Genomic DNA, 13,957 nt, shown 5'->3' on the forward strand with positions numbered 1-13,957 from the left:
CAGCTACTCGCTCTGGTAGCCGGTATCTTCCAACAGGTTACTCCCGCCAGCGGCTTCCCGGGCTAAATCATCTACCAGCTCGTTGTATTTATTGCCTGCATGGCCCTTAACCCAGCGCCATTCAATCGTATGGCGTTGCACAGCAGTATCCAGGCGTTGCCATAAGTCGACATTTTTAACAGGCTTTTTCGCGGCGGTTTTCCAGTTACGTTTCTTCCAGTTTGCCAGCCAGGACTCTATGCCCTGTTTCACATACTGGCTGTCTGTATACAGAATTACCTGGCAGGGACGCTTTAGCGTTTCGAGTGCAACAATGGCAGCGAGCATCTCCATACGGTTATTAGTGGTGAGCCGGTATCCGGCGTTGAGGGTTTTTTCATGACCTTGGTAACTGAGGTACACACCATAGCCACCAGGCCCGGGGTTACCTAAGCAGGAGCCGTCAGTATAGATCTCTACGGATTTTTGCACGAATTTGCCTGTTTTTATGTAAAATACTCCAATAGACGCTAACCATAGCAAAGTTAGGCAATCGACGATATGCATAAAAGACAAATAGTACTGGATACAGAAACCACGGGCATAGACCCCAAAGAAGGTCACAGGATCATTGAGATCGGCTGTGTGGAGTTAGTGAATCGTCGCCTGACCGGCAATAATTTTCATGTTTATATCAATCCACAGCGTGGTATTGAAGAAGAAGCGATAGACGTTCACGGTATCACCAATGAGTTCCTGCGAGACAAGCCATTTTTCCATCAGGTTGCTCAGGAGTTTTACGACTATATTCAGGGCGCCGAGCTGGTGATCCACAATGCCCCGTTCGACGTCGGTTTTATGGACCACGAGTTTGCCATGCTTAATCAGGGGTTCGCAAAAACCCACGATGTATGTGAAGTCTTAGATACGCTGGTTATGGCGCGGGATTTGCATCCAGGTCAGAAGAATAGCCTTGATGCCTTGTGTCGTCGTTATGATATAGACAACTCAAAACGAACACTGCACGGCGCATTGCTGGATTCCGAGATCTTATCGGATGTTTACCTGGCCATGACCGGGGGACAGAAGAAGTTGAACCTGGCTCAACATAATGAACAGGCACAACAAGGTAGTGGGGGGGGAATACGTCGTCTGAATGCTGACAGGGCCCCGCTAAAAGTGGTGCTGGCGACAGACGAAGAGCTGGATGCCCATGAAGCACGTATGGAGCTGGTTAACAAAGCCAGTGGCCAGAGTTTATGGCAGCAATAATGGCTGTCAGGTATGACATCGATAGTCAAAGAGAAAGATTAACTTTTTATGGGGTAAACGAGCATGCGGATCGGCTTAGCAGGATTGATGTTATTATGTAGCGCGTTATTCAGCGCGATGACGATGGCCGAGACACCGCAAATAACCTTGCTTGAGCGAGACGGTAAAATCAATGAAATCCCGCTGCTGGATAACCGTTTTCGCATTGACCACAATGTGAAGAAAATCACCTTGCTGTTCTTTCGTGCGCCCGGCACGCCAGCCGTGGTGTTGGTTAAACCCGACGGCAGTAAATATTACGCCACACATGCCATTGGTGACGAAAAGCTCGAATGGTATGACGAGATCAGCTATGACCTGGTGATAGTCACAGATCCCATGCCGGGACCCTGGCAGGTGTTAGGTCAGATCCGTCAGGATAGTCGAGTGATGGTGCTAGGTGACATTGAATTGCAAGTCGACCCCTTACCGCCACTGATCTTTCGTGGAGAAATGCTTAAAATTCAGGGGCAAGTCACCAATGATGGCCAGCCTGTCGACATTGGTTATTTCCGCGATGTAGTTACCCTCTATGTGGAGTTTGTCAGTACCAATAACGATCAGTACGCTAATTTTGGCGCGGGCACTCAAAGTGTGGCCGAGTTTAAAGATGATGGCCGTGAATTCGATGAGCGTCCGCTCGATGGCATCTTCACCGGCGAATTTCGACTGAACTTTCCAGCAGGTGAGTGGCAACCTGAGTTTTTTATAGAGACCCCCATTCTTAAACGCCGGGTCGTTAAAGATCCTATCATAATTGCAGAACCGCCATTTTCCTTTGATTTAATGCTGGCCGGGCCGGAAGAGTTTGAACATCAACTGACAGTTCGGCTCGCCTCTGAGGTGGTTAAGCCCGAGACCGTCATTTTTCAGGGCAAGATCTTATACCCCAATGGGGAAGAGCAAATGTTTACTCTCAATGGGGAAGAACGCCTATATCGACAGCTGGCCATCAAGAATTATGATTGGGGTCGATATAGTGTGGAATTGTCTGCCTTTGGCGAAAACATCAATGGCCGTGAATTTATGGCTCGTCTGCCGGATTACAACTTTGAGATAGAACGTCCGATAGAAAAAGTCCCTGAATTGCCTGAGTCTGAGCGGCCAACGCAGCGCGTTGTTGCCCCATCTGAGCCTGAGCCCGGACTTAGTACTGGCGTAATCGTAGCCATTGTCGTCGTGGGAAATGTGTTGATTTTACTTCTGGGCTGGCTGGCAGTGCGCATTTTTGTACAGAAAAAGCCCATCAAACTCAAAATAAGCCTGCCGTTTTTGGGAAAGAAAAAGCAGTTAGATTTAGAAGAGTTAGAGCAAGATAAAGAAAACTCGGGCAAACAGAGTTCAAAAAATGATAAATCAGCTGATATTTTGAACCTTTCGATGTCGGATGACTAAAAATCCCCGATTTTTTCAAAAAAGGTGTTGACTCTTAAGGGGGGCATTCGTATTATTCACGCCGCTGTCAGGGAGCACACCTGAACAGCGAGAGAACAAGATGCTGCGGAGTGGTAGTTCAGTTGGTTAGAATACCGGCCTGTCACGCCGGGGGTCGCGGGTTCGAGTCCCGTCCACTCCGCCACTTACTTTTTCTCTTATAAGCGCACGCTGGAGTGGTAGTTCAGTTGGTTAGAATACCGGCCTGTCACGCCGGGGGTCGCGGGTTCGAGTCCCGTCCACTCCGCCAATCGCTTATTCTGTGTAGTACTTCTTTGGAGTGGTAGTTCAGTTGGTTAGAATACCGGCCTGTCACGCCGGGGGTCGCGGGTTCGAGTCCCGTCCACTCCGCCAACATCTTTAAGAAGTGCACCGAGCTAAACCACCGTGGAGTGGTAGTTCAGTTGGTTAGAATACCGGCCTGTCACGCCGGGGGTCGCGGGTTCGAGTCCCGTCCACTCCGCCATCTAGCCAGGGTTTAGTTTGGATTTTCAGATTTAATGTAATCTGAGTTTATGACAAAACGACGTCACTAACATCGTTATTTACTCGTGGAGTGGTAGTTCAGTTGGTTAGAATACCGGCCTGTCACGCCGGGGGTCGCGGGTTCGAGTCCCGTCCACTCCGCCAACATTTTAACGAGTAAAAAAATTGCATTATATCTCTGCGGAGTGGTAGTTCAGTTGGTTAGAATACCGGCCTGTCACGCCGGGGGTCGCGGGTTCGAGTCCCGTCCACTCCGCCATTTGATATAAGCATAAAAAGTCATACCACTGCGGAGTGGTAGTTCAGTTGGTTAGAATACCGGCCTGTCACGCCGGGGGTCGCGGGTTCGAGTCCCGTCCACTCCGCCATTTCATGTAGTAATACAGTTATAACCTTGTTTAAAAGCCTTCATACCTATCTAAGTCCCGAGTCTCTTTACTAAAGCTCCCAATTAATATTAGGCTCACTACACCTATAATGCGGTTCGCTTGCCAGATTAAACCGATAACGGTGTTTGTTCCTTTTATACCAACTTGCTTAATTAAGTGTTCTATTTTGAGGCGAGAAAATATCGTCGATAACACCGCTCTCGCGTCCTGCTATCGCTGAGGCACCTACATCCATATAGGCGAGGCAAAAATTTCGCTATTTAGTTGCTCTAAATGAGAAATTTTTAACACCGTTAGCGGCATATTTGCTCCTTCAAATTGAACAGGTATTAAGTGAAATTGGTATTATGTGTTGCCCAAAGACACCAAGCCACTGCGTTGTCCTATTTACTTTATATGTATTCGATGGAATGATGGTTCGGTAAAGTATCGCCTGTATCGTCGGCTGACATTCCGACACTTTGGGCGGTAAGAATTAAGAGGCTGACTTTCGATGAGACTCAAGTTACTAATGGCATGTTTGACTTCCGTGCTTTCAGCGGGTGCGCTTGCGGAGAATTTAGATCCAAAAACGGATTTAGAATATGCGCAAGTTATGATGGAGTGCTACACAGAAAACCTCCCAGCAAATGAAAGATGGGAAGTTTTGAAGTTCACATACGTCAGAGATAAGACGGATAAAGAGGGGAAAAAGGAAGTTAACATATCGGCCAAATACAGCGCTGACAATCGATCCTGGAAAGATGCACCGTCATGCCATCCGCTCGCTCCAATCGTAATTACTGAAAGCTTCCTGAAGAGTACTGGTAAATTCGATGATAAATTTAAAAGTATTGAACTCATAGTTAAGTGGGTCGGTGACTTTAAAGTAAATATAGTTCAGAAATAAGCTTAACTGGTCCCGGTCCTTCGAGTCGGGTTCGCAGTCCTTGGCCCGACCTCGCTTTATGCTTTGAGCTTTAATGCACGCTAATAGGGTGATCATTGACCACCAATGACTGGCCATTTTTCTGAGCGCGAAGAAAACTGGATATCAAAACATCATTAGATAGAGTGTTTATATCATCGACCTCTTCAACCATGCAAAACATGACAGATTCCCAGCCTAAGTCTTTAATGAAAGTCTTGAGCTGACCGATGTTCTCTTGATAATTTTTATCGGTTGTAAGCAGACCGATAGAGTGCTTGTTGCCTAACTTGTACTTGCCCTGTTGAGTGGTCGAGCATTTGGCGTACCCACTCAACACGTAAACTGTATTAGCGCTTTTATTCATATTAGTGACGTTCTTAAATTTGCATTTAATTTTCCGATGCATTTTTCAAACCAAATTTATTAGTCGTCATGATTTTAATCTAAGTCACTGACTTTTAGTGGGTCTTTCTCATTCGCAAGGGAGGCCTTCAACAGGAGTGTCAATTTTTTACAGGCAACTGAAGGGGCGTACTCAACATTGCCTGGATTTGATATAAACGACATCCAGCGCTTTTGGCCCCTGTTATGACGTTTGAATGGGGGCGTGAAAACGTTCAAACAGGCGTCACAGCCGTAACATTCAACAGATTTGCAGTGGTCACTTAAGCAGATTTTTTGCTTGCATGATATTCATACCAAATGTGCTGCGAAAAGTACGGCTAAGGTGTGCGCTATCTGCGAATCCTGCAAGATATGCCGCTTCCGTTGCTGACCTTCCACTAATGAGTGTTTGTAGTGCACAAATCAATCTTCGCCATAACAAAAAAGGGCGCCACGCTATGCCAACCTGCTCTTTAAACAGGTGAAGAAATCGACTTTTTGACAGATTGAGTGTTTGGGCCACGTCGGCTGCGCGCCAGTGCGCTGGTTTAATACAATCAGCAATAAAACACGCATCCAGATCTCTGAGTAAGCTCTGAATACGCTCATCAGTGACAGAGCTTTGATTCAAGTTCAACAATGCTTGCGCAATAGACATTGATTCGAACAGGGGGGTAAGGCGTTTAAATGCGCTTTTTTTGTCAACGGGGCTGTACGCTTTATTGTCAGCACTAAGCTCAAAAGAAACAATGGGCTGACCCTGTAATTTTGCTTCCAGCTGCTCTCCCAGCTGGCTAGTTGGTTCGACCAATAACACCCACCCTTTGGACATCTTAAGGCAATGCCTTTGTCTGGAAGCGATCACTGTTAAACTTTGGACAGACTCTCCATTTAATTCACAGACCGAATCCCTGGATGGCCAAATCACCTGAATCGCAACATGTTCATGATGGTCGGCATCTAATTGTGAGCCGTAAATGAGCACAAGGCCTGTGTCTATCCATATATTGGGCGTTATCACTGAAATGGTCCTGAGGTTGTCTTAACCGCTTTTATCTCTAGGCGCACGGCTTAAAGCGCCTGACAATTTGTTGTGCCCCAAACGGCAAATATGAGGCAACACATTTACTCTATCTTGCCATATTTCCCCACAGACTAAATGGAGTTTCTATCGAAATCTTCATTGTGCATTATGTCTGTTGGTCATTTCATTCGACCTATTTCAAGTATTTTGCTAAATCGTCAGGTATAGGCATTGGCTTAACGGGGCTTACATTGGTTCCGCCCGTATTACCTTTTGGCACCCAAACTCGGGAGAAGATAATTGAGGCAAAGATCCGGGCAACTTGCCCTAATACTTCCCTGAGGTTACTTCTTTTGTAGCCTAATTTGAGCATCCACCAGTGCGACTGCGTGTGAGGGATCGTAAAAGATTGCCCCAGTATGTGTGCCCTTTCGAGGTGATAAAAGCTCTTGCTGTAGTCGGCTTGCTGATAAAGCTTTTTAGCGGCAGCCATTTCGTATTGAAACGCCAGCTTAAGTTCTGATTTCATGGAAAGCTCCTGTTTGATTACATGGTTAGGCCGTTACCAGCATAAATGTGTTGCTCATAATTTTAAGCGCTGAGGACTAGAATGAATTGAATAAACTGGCTACCGTGATGTGGTTTTTTAGCGTTGGATGGGTCAGTTATTTCTTTCAGCTTTTGGTCGTTCTTAATGAGCCCTTGTGATGTTGTTAGTGACGGTGTGCGTGCAGTTGATACAGCAACATTAAATATCTCAACCTGAGCAGGCTGCCTGTAATCCAGCTGTAATTGCCCCTCCATGAAACCAATAATATCCTTATAAAATAAGTGTGAAGGCGCTTACTGGCTGCGTCTTGAGCTGTGATTATGCATTCATTTTGTTAGTAGTTGAGAGGTTGGCAAATTATCTAAACATCTTTAAGGAAATAAAATGTACCAGCGTTATCAACCTCGATTAAAAGTCATACTGTTGTGTTGCTCATGTGTGTTTCTGAGTGCGTGTTTTAAAGAAAGCGTTGCTCAGGACCACACAATTGGGCCAAAAAAAGTGGGTTTGTTTAAGCAAATACTGGCAGATTACTGTGATACGTCGTTTTTTGGCACTGTCTATGTCACCTCGGGTGATGATGTTGTGTACGAGGCGAATTGTGGGCCAAGAAATCTTTCAAGCTATACGCATTTTATGAGGATTGCGAAGCAGCATAATATTGATCCAGACACCTTAGATCCAGAGTATCAAGTTGGCTTAAATACGTCAGACTCCAAATACCGTATTGGCTCAAATACCAAAGAGTTTGCAGCGGCTCTGCTGCAACAAATGCTTTCTCAGGAAGAGATTGAAACAAAGACCATCGGTGATTATTTATCTTGGTTTCCTAACAATGAATGCAAGGATATAACGCTTCACAATTTACTGACTATGTCGTCAGGCATAAATAACTATAGCAATGACCCCGAAGTATATTTGAACTGGGGGTGGCGGCCATATCTATATGAACCAGGTCTAAATTTGAATGGGCCTGAGGCGTTCAGTAATCGTTTTTGTACCTGTCAAAAACAAGAGGTAATCCCCAGCTTTACACCCGGCTCGAAGTTTGAGTATAGCAACTGCAATTATTATCTCATTGGTAATATTATTGAGCAGCTCAACGCTGGAAAGCAAGGTGACATTCCCTCCGAGTTTTACTTTGGCAACATCTTGAAACAGGACATACTAAGTGAGTTAAAAATGCATGACAGCGGCACATTTAATGCGATTGGTGTCTATGAAAACATGACGACTGGCTATGTTAATAAAGATAATCTGCTCTTGTCTGACACTACAGGTCGTTTACCGGAAACGGGCGTGTCTGATTGCCAAGCTATCACGGGTTTGCCTGATTGCGCAGATATCTTAGAAAGCCCTTATAGCAACCCAATGGTGCTGTATTCTGCGGGCAACATGTATTCCACTGTCAAGGATATGCATCTTTGGGATAAGGGCTTGTATGGCGATTCGATTCTTAATGATGAACAGAAAAAAAGGGCGTTTACGCCTTACCAAAAGGCGGGTAATGAAGCTCAGGATGACAAGGAGCCTCAGGACCAAAATTCTGATAGCGTGTCTCAGTGCGAGTATTTTGGCTATGGCTGGTTTGTTAATTACATCCCTAAAACTTACACAGAGGAACTGGACTGTCCAGATACGCCTATTTCACCTGCTGAGATGGAAAAACTGCAAGGATATGAAAAGTTTGTAAGTTACTCTGGTAATTACCCTTATTCCTGGGTGACGAGTTTTTCAAGACTGCTGGATCGCAAACAGGCCGTGATGGTATTTAGTAATTATAATAAAACGGGGTATGAGACAGATTGCATAGCCCAGGAGATCCGTAATGTTATTTTTTATAACAAGGCGTATCGCTCAAAGCATTGTCAAAACGTTTTGAATGGTGGTGTGCAAAAACAACTTTTTGAATGGTACTAAGCAATTTGCGTGCTTCTCAGTGCTTTTGGGCTGGATCCGGCCTTTATATGCGACAAAGGCTGGGTATATAGCACAACCACAATCGTTGTCTTTGATTGTGCAAAGGCTTAATGCTGAAATGCCTTGCTGAACCTGGTTCTGCAAGGCAATAGCTAAATCAGGACAGATAAACCAGAGATTTGGCTTAGTAATCCTCTGACTCATCGTCAGACGAATTATGTGCTTGTCTGACGGCTGGTTTTGCCAGAATTTCCACATAGAAAGAAGTGAGGTTTTCTTCCTGTGTCTTGTCAATCAACTTGTTCAGTTGTGATACATGTACAGGCTCAGCCTCGGCTTCTGTGTTGCCAAATTGACAGTCAAAGTCCCAATAATCCGCGCCAGCTGGCAACGTTTTGTTGCGCTCGCGCTTGAGATATTTTTTAAGCTCATGCTTTACGGCGTCAACGCGTCGTGCAAGTTTGATTTTTGGGTGAGTTAGTTCAAATGTTTTCTTCATAGTTGCCTTCAAGCAGGAATTACTCAATCGGCAAAAAGCATGCCTGAGTAGGGAGTGTGTACTTATCAAGCAAAAAGCTTATATCCGGATAAATACACAAATGTAATACGCTATTTTACGTTATATTCTGCAAGCTGGCGAGTGAGTAGATGTATGTACTTCTCAGATCCTGATACTTATAGGGGTCTGAGTACAAAGGATGAGTTTAACGCGCTGATTTTTTTGTGTCTTTTGTATTGTTTATATAATCGGTGCTTACATTTTGCTTTTGAACGCTGTTTGTCAAAATGGTACCCTGCCTGTCGAAAAAATCATAAAAGGGAACCTATGCAAGTCTCAGGAAAGCACATATTGAAATACGGTGTAGTCATATTCTCTACGCTTTTTACCACCATTTTATTATTCGTAGCCTATAGTCTGCTGGACTTTTCTGCAGAACAAAAAAATATTCCCGAGCGCGTCAATATAATAAACGACATAACTCAGCTTAACCCAATTGAAGTGTCGGAAGTCGTTGTGCCCACCTCAATTGAGGATATTCAAAAAGCGATAAGTACGACAAAAGGCAAAATATCCATTGGTGGAGGGCGGTACAGTCAGGGTGGTCAGGTCGCGCTTGATGACCATTTGCACCTTGATATGAGGCAGTTTAATCAGGTTGTTTCATTTAGTCCTGAACAAAAAGAAATTACGGTTCAAAGTGGTATGCGCTGGCGTGATATTCAAGACATTATTGACCCTGAAGATCTCTCGATAAAAATCATGCAATCATACTCAAATTTTACTGTTGGGGGCTCGCTGAGTGTGAATGTACATGGTCGTTATATGGGAGAAGGGCCCATTATACGGTCGGTTAAGTCACTCAAACTAGTGCTGGCTGACGGGCGAGTTGTGACCGCTTCTCCTGTACAAGATTCAGAACTCTTTTACGGAGTAATAGGTGGTTATGGTGGACTAGGTGTGATTGTGGAGGCGACGTTGGAGCTTGTACCAAACACTAAAGTGGCCCGGGAAACGGCTTATATGCATATTGACGAGTACAGTGCGTTTTTTCAAAACACCGTCAGGGATAATTCACATATCGTTTTTCATAATGCAGATATTTATCCACCACATTACACTCATGTGAATAGTGTGAACTGGGTCAAAACCGATAAGCCACTCACCGTGACAGAAAGACTTATTCCCAGAGGTACAGAGTACTGGTGGCAACCCAAAGCAACTCAGTTTGTCGCAGATTCAAACTTTGGTAAATGGGTGAGGCAGCATGTGTTTGAACCTATTTTGTATTCATCCGATGCTGTGCAGTGGCGAAATTATGAAGCCAGCTATAGCGTCAGAGAATTAGAACCTAAAAGCAGAACAGAGTCTACGTACGTGCTACGCGAATATTTTGTACCTGTTGAACGATTTGATCATTTTTCCAAGAAAATGGCAGATATATTTAAAAAGCATGAAGTAAATGTGCTCAATGTCTCCATTCGTCATGCACTACCTGATACCGGCTCTTTATTAGCATGGGCCAAAGAGGAAGTGTTTGCATTTGTTGTGTATTACCGCCAGGGTACGTCGGAACAAGACAAGCAAGCTGTCAGGGCGTGGAGCCGAGAAATGATTGACGCGGTTGTTTCTGAAGGTGGCACTTATTATTTGCCATATCAATTACACGCAACCAGTGAGCAATTTCATGCCGCTTACCCAAAAGCAAACGCATTTTTTGCTTTGAAAAAGAAAATAGACCCAGACAATCGCTTCAGTAATAAATTGTGGGAGCAGCACTATACTGATGAGTTATTCAGCTCTGGCTTTCACAAAGATTAGCGGTGCGCATAAAGGAACCTCAAGAGCGGGCACACAGCAACAACGTGCCCGGCCTGCCACAGCAAGTAAAGCCGCAGCCTGAGCGGCTTTAGTACTCACATTCACCACTCTCGCAGCAAAATAGAAAACGCCTGCTATATTTTCTGCCCATAATTGCGATACCAAGCGTACTCGCATGTGTCAAGTTCGTCAGAGTGATAAAATCCATGCAGACCGCTTACATCACATCTGTCAGCCGGTAAATTTATCCCACTACCAGGCGATTATTGGTGTCCCTACTGGATAGGATCTGGCCTGCATCAAATTCAGTTGCGTGTTTTGCCATACGGTCATAAAGCAGCACATTAACCGTCGCGGCGAGATTCATGCAGCCGGTCGTTGGCACATATACCACGGCATCAGCGGCATCCACAATCTCTTGTGGCAGGCTACCATCTTCGGGTCCAAAAACGTATATTGCATTATCGGGGTGAGTAAATTGCGGCAGTGGTGTTGCGCCTTCCACCAGCTCGATACAGATAAGCGAGCGGCCTGGTACTTTTAAGCTAGTTAGATCATCAACCTGTTGAATTGGAATATTATCGGCGATATTTTTGGTGTCAGTATGGTACTTGGCGGCCTTTGCGTAGCGATTACCGTTAAAATAAACTGCTTGTGCATTATAGCAACCCGCAGCTCTTAACACGCCCCCCACGTTAGTTGGCGACTTAGGGTTGACCAGGCCAATCGCGGCAAACGATTCACTCATACTTTTCACTCTCAATATACGGCAGCAAGGCTACCGGGGACGCTTAACACAGGCAGCGTAGCTACCAAAATATCTGGCAGACGATTGTATCATGTGGATGATTTTGTGCCAGCCAGTGTGGGTGGTTAATGTCGCCATTGCATTTTCAGTGACTTAAGTTATCCAGATTAAGCTCATACTTGGCTGATAGCCTATCAATTACGCCTTCTTGTCTGGCTTTATTGAGTGGCGCTTGCATCTTTTCAAAAAAGGTTGGAAGTTGCATTAACAGACTCCAAGAGACCACCATTCTCTGAGTTTAAGCCAGTTTGATGATTGGTGCATTTGGGGATTGAAAGTATATTACTTTGTCTGTATTCTGGAAACTGGTTTTATAAAAGGAAATTAAAAAAATGAAGCTCAATTTAAGCAAAAAAAACATCAAAATGCTGAGTGCGGATAATAAAAAATTGCCAACTCAGGCAACCCCCGCAGTGGCTGGTGGTTATAACAGTACTGTATGCACAAGAGATTGCATAACAGATGATCCACAGTGCAGAACATATAATCCAACACGCCTGACAGGTTGCTGCAGAACAACTATTTGCTAGTTATAAAGCTAAATACACTGTATTTCTGAAAGGCAAGTTTTACTTGCCTTTTTTGGTTTTGCTTGTCTTTTATTACTCTCTGATTCAGTCTTCTGGTCCGTCTAAAGTAAAGGTTAAGTGCTTACGCATATCTTTTAGGATCACTCCTTTTTTTAGCATTGCGGCGCTCAGGCGTTTTTGCCACTTTAATAAGTCTGGTTTGGCAGCATCCAGCGCGGCTTGCTCTTCAAACTGAAAGCACAGCAGCAGTGAACCCGGGAACAAGTGATATTCCACATCAAACCAGCACTGCACCATTCCGGGGATTTGCGCACGCGCCTGTTCTTCGATTGCATCGGCAACGCTGAGCACCAGCGCCTGCTGTTTTTGCTGGACTTTAGAGAGCTTTTTCATGGAGTTTCCAAGTATTATGAATATAAGACAGTTACGTCGAATTATACCCGGTACCTTATAGAGATAGGAAGTGGAAGTAAGCTGAGGACGGATCTACAAGGTTACAGTCTGACTTTTGAGTCATGAAAACATAATGAACTTATCGGCATCTATGCTGCCTGTATTTTTCGAGCTAGCAGCGGGGTTTGTCTATTTTGCCACATTTGGTTTGCGTTGACCGGAGTCAAGGTTTTTTGCCGGTTCCCGGACGTTTGTTGTCCGGGAATGAGTAAGGACCAGAAGGGGAGGTGACTATTATCTGGACTGTTTATCTGAGGAAGCATAACAGTTAATATGAATCATTGTGTGATAAATGTCCGATATCGGTGTGATTAATAACCGGAAGTGTTCGGAGGTATTTAGCCTGTTTCAGCCAGTTTATACACTTCTGCTCTGGTAGGGGCCTGTGCTGTACTATAGCTTGTAAGTTCAACCCCTTCACCAAATACTTCGTGCAACAGGGCTTGATAGTCTTCAGGTGAGCGTTCAGGCGAGTACCTGAATAGCTCTTTAAGTACTTCTCTTTCTATACCTCTTGTATCCGCTACGTTTAGCAGGGGTTGGCCTGCGTCGACAAAGCCTTTTTCATCTCTGCTTGCCACAACCTGGCCATCAACGCTGAACACACTGGTCTGTGGCGTTTGTTCAAACATCAGCTTTCTGCGATAGTGTTCTTCGGCTGCAATTTGGTCCGTCAGATACTGGTCACGATGGCTTTGCACCTGCTCACGCACAAAGTCTTCATAGGTTTCGCCATAGCGTAGCTCAAACACTTCGGCATTGGTTGGTCCTTTGCCCTCGGCGTAAAATTCGAAGCGGGCATCGGGGAAGTGTTGGGCAACGAGTTGTTTTATTTTTTCTGGATCTTGACCGGCCTGTTTGAAAATATCGGCCATAGGACCCTGACCGTATATGGCGCCGTCATAGTTTTGTGACGCGACCGCTTTGCCTTCCACAAAGATAATGGTACCCACATCTCGTTGCAGTCCTTTTTGGATATATTGTTGCTCCAGCTCTTGCGGAGTTTTAGAGGCGGTATGTAAATCGGCCAGAAAATTACGCTCTCCCGAAAACTCGGTAATGTCTTGCGGCTTGAGCAAGTAGACCAGATTGACTTTACCGCGTACATCAAAGCCATTTTGTGGTGTATTTACCTGCTCTGAGTGCTGCCCTGTTTGCTTTTGAACATAGTCGGTGCTTTGTGTCGCTTTAGTGGGTTTCTGATATGCGTTGTTCACCTGATACGGGTTGGATGTAACTTGCATGTTCAGCTCCTTTGATAAAGTTTGAGTTAACGACAAGTGTTCCAGCACTTGTATTATCCGTATCAAGTAACGCAAGTTGCATACCATAAATTAAAGGGGGGCTATAAAGCCGCTGTCGCGCAGTAATAAGAATCTTAGGGGAGCGGATAGAGTTAGATGAGCGTGAAAAGTGGCAATGGTTTGCCGCTAAGGGGGATGTCACCAAAGCGGCAAAC

General features: G+C 44.9%; 13 protein-coding genes and 7 tRNA genes. 12 read left to right on the top strand and 8 right to left on the bottom strand.

The features are described 5' to 3' along the window. Positions 1-3: 3 nt before the first annotated feature. Positions 4-471, bottom strand: coding sequence for a ribonuclease HI (gene rnhA / locus ACXAH1_RS18485; protein WP_475198663.1), 468 nt, complete (start codon positions 469-471; stop codon positions 4-6). 69 nt (positions 472-540) lie between these two features. Between rnhA and dnaQ the strand changes: the two genes are divergently transcribed. The 10 genes from dnaQ (at position 541) to ACXAH1_RS18535 (ending at position 4,488) form a co-directional block, all read left to right on the top strand. Further along, positions 541-1,251: a DNA polymerase III subunit epsilon gene (dnaQ, locus tag ACXAH1_RS18490; RefSeq protein ID WP_475198664.1), complete on the top strand. Its 711-nt coding sequence runs from the start codon at positions 541-543 to the stop codon at positions 1,249-1,251. A gap of 87 nt (positions 1,252-1,338) precedes the next feature. After that, positions 1,339-2,685: a TIGR03503 family protein gene (locus tag ACXAH1_RS18495; RefSeq protein WP_475198665.1), complete on the top strand. Its 1,347-nt coding sequence runs from the start codon at positions 1,339-1,341 to the stop codon at positions 2,683-2,685. Positions 2,686-2,792: 107 nt separating this feature from the next. After that, positions 2,793-2,869 (top strand) — tRNA-Asp (locus tag ACXAH1_RS18500). 28 nt (positions 2,870-2,897) lie between these two features. Continuing rightward, a tRNA-Asp gene (locus ACXAH1_RS18505) sits at positions 2,898-2,974 on the top strand. 27 nt (positions 2,975-3,001) lie between these two features. After that, a tRNA-Asp gene (locus ACXAH1_RS18510) sits at positions 3,002-3,078 on the top strand. A 35-nt stretch (positions 3,079-3,113) separates the two neighbouring features. Next, positions 3,114-3,190 (top strand) — tRNA-Asp (locus ACXAH1_RS18515). 87 nt (positions 3,191-3,277) lie between these two features. Next, positions 3,278-3,354: transfer RNA gene (locus ACXAH1_RS18520), tRNA-Asp, on the top strand. 38 nt (positions 3,355-3,392) lie between these two features. Then, a tRNA-Asp gene (locus ACXAH1_RS18525) sits at positions 3,393-3,469 on the top strand. Between the two features lie 32 nt (positions 3,470-3,501). After that, positions 3,502-3,578, top strand: a tRNA-Asp gene (locus ACXAH1_RS18530). A 514-nt stretch (positions 3,579-4,092) separates the two neighbouring features. After that, positions 4,093-4,488: a hypothetical protein gene (locus tag ACXAH1_RS18535; protein ID WP_475198666.1), complete on the top strand. Its 396-nt coding sequence runs from the start codon at positions 4,093-4,095 to the stop codon at positions 4,486-4,488. 70 nt (positions 4,489-4,558) lie between these two features. On the opposite strand, the gene ACXAH1_RS18540 is transcribed toward ACXAH1_RS18535, so the two are convergent. The 3 genes from ACXAH1_RS18540 to ACXAH1_RS18550 all read right to left on the bottom strand — a co-directional run bounded on the left by ACXAH1_RS18540 (position 4,559) and on the right by ACXAH1_RS18550 (position 6,446). After that, the gene (locus ACXAH1_RS18540; protein WP_253048403.1) at positions 4,559-4,873 is read right to left on the bottom strand and encodes a BAR domain-containing protein; all 315 of its coding nucleotides are present in this window, start codon (positions 4,871-4,873) and stop codon (positions 4,559-4,561) included. A gap of 297 nt (positions 4,874-5,170) precedes the next feature. Then, positions 5,171-5,725 (bottom strand): helix-turn-helix transcriptional regulator, encoded by a 555-nt coding sequence (locus ACXAH1_RS18545; RefSeq protein ID WP_475198667.1) that lies wholly within the window; start codon positions 5,723-5,725, stop codon positions 5,171-5,173. Positions 5,726-6,110: 385 nt separating this feature from the next. Beyond that, on the bottom strand, positions 6,111-6,446 hold the full coding sequence (locus tag ACXAH1_RS18550; RefSeq protein WP_475198668.1) for a DUF3703 domain-containing protein: 336 nt from the start codon (positions 6,444-6,446) through the stop codon (positions 6,111-6,113). A 405-nt stretch (positions 6,447-6,851) separates the two neighbouring features. On the opposite strand from ACXAH1_RS18550, the gene ACXAH1_RS18555 reads away from it, so the two are divergent. After that, a complete protein-coding gene (locus ACXAH1_RS18555; RefSeq protein WP_475198669.1) occupies positions 6,852-8,387 on the top strand; it encodes a serine hydrolase domain-containing protein in 1,536 nt (511 codons plus the stop codon). 184 nt (positions 8,388-8,571) lie between these two features. On the opposite strand, the gene ACXAH1_RS18560 is transcribed toward ACXAH1_RS18555, so the two are convergent. Continuing rightward, positions 8,572-8,886, bottom strand: coding sequence for a DUF6172 family protein (locus ACXAH1_RS18560; protein WP_054015421.1), 315 nt, complete (start codon positions 8,884-8,886; stop codon positions 8,572-8,574). Between the two features lie 351 nt (positions 8,887-9,237). Between ACXAH1_RS18560 and ACXAH1_RS18565 the strand changes: the two genes are divergently transcribed. Next, positions 9,238-10,707, top strand: coding sequence for an FAD-binding oxidoreductase (locus tag ACXAH1_RS18565; RefSeq protein ID WP_475198672.1), 1,470 nt, complete (start codon positions 9,238-9,240; stop codon positions 10,705-10,707). 244 nt (positions 10,708-10,951) lie between these two features. Here ACXAH1_RS18565 and ACXAH1_RS18570 read toward each other — a convergent pair whose 3' ends face one another. From ACXAH1_RS18570 to ACXAH1_RS18580, 3 genes are all read right to left on the bottom strand, one after another. Beyond that, entirely contained in the window at positions 10,952-11,455 is a 504-nt protein-coding gene (locus tag ACXAH1_RS18570; protein WP_475198673.1) for an RNA methyltransferase, read from the bottom strand. Positions 11,456-12,129: 674 nt separating this feature from the next. Next, complete coding sequence (locus tag ACXAH1_RS18575; protein ID WP_054015418.1) at positions 12,130-12,438, bottom strand: hypothetical protein; 309 nt, start codon at positions 12,436-12,438, stop codon at positions 12,130-12,132. A 398-nt stretch (positions 12,439-12,836) separates the two neighbouring features. Next, on the bottom strand, positions 12,837-13,742 hold the full coding sequence (locus ACXAH1_RS18580) for a hypothetical protein (RefSeq protein ID WP_475198674.1): 906 nt from the start codon (positions 13,740-13,742) through the stop codon (positions 12,837-12,839). Positions 13,743-13,957 lie beyond the last annotated feature (215 nt).

Source organism: Pseudoalteromonas sp. AWH4_217, from assembly GCF_056161105.1.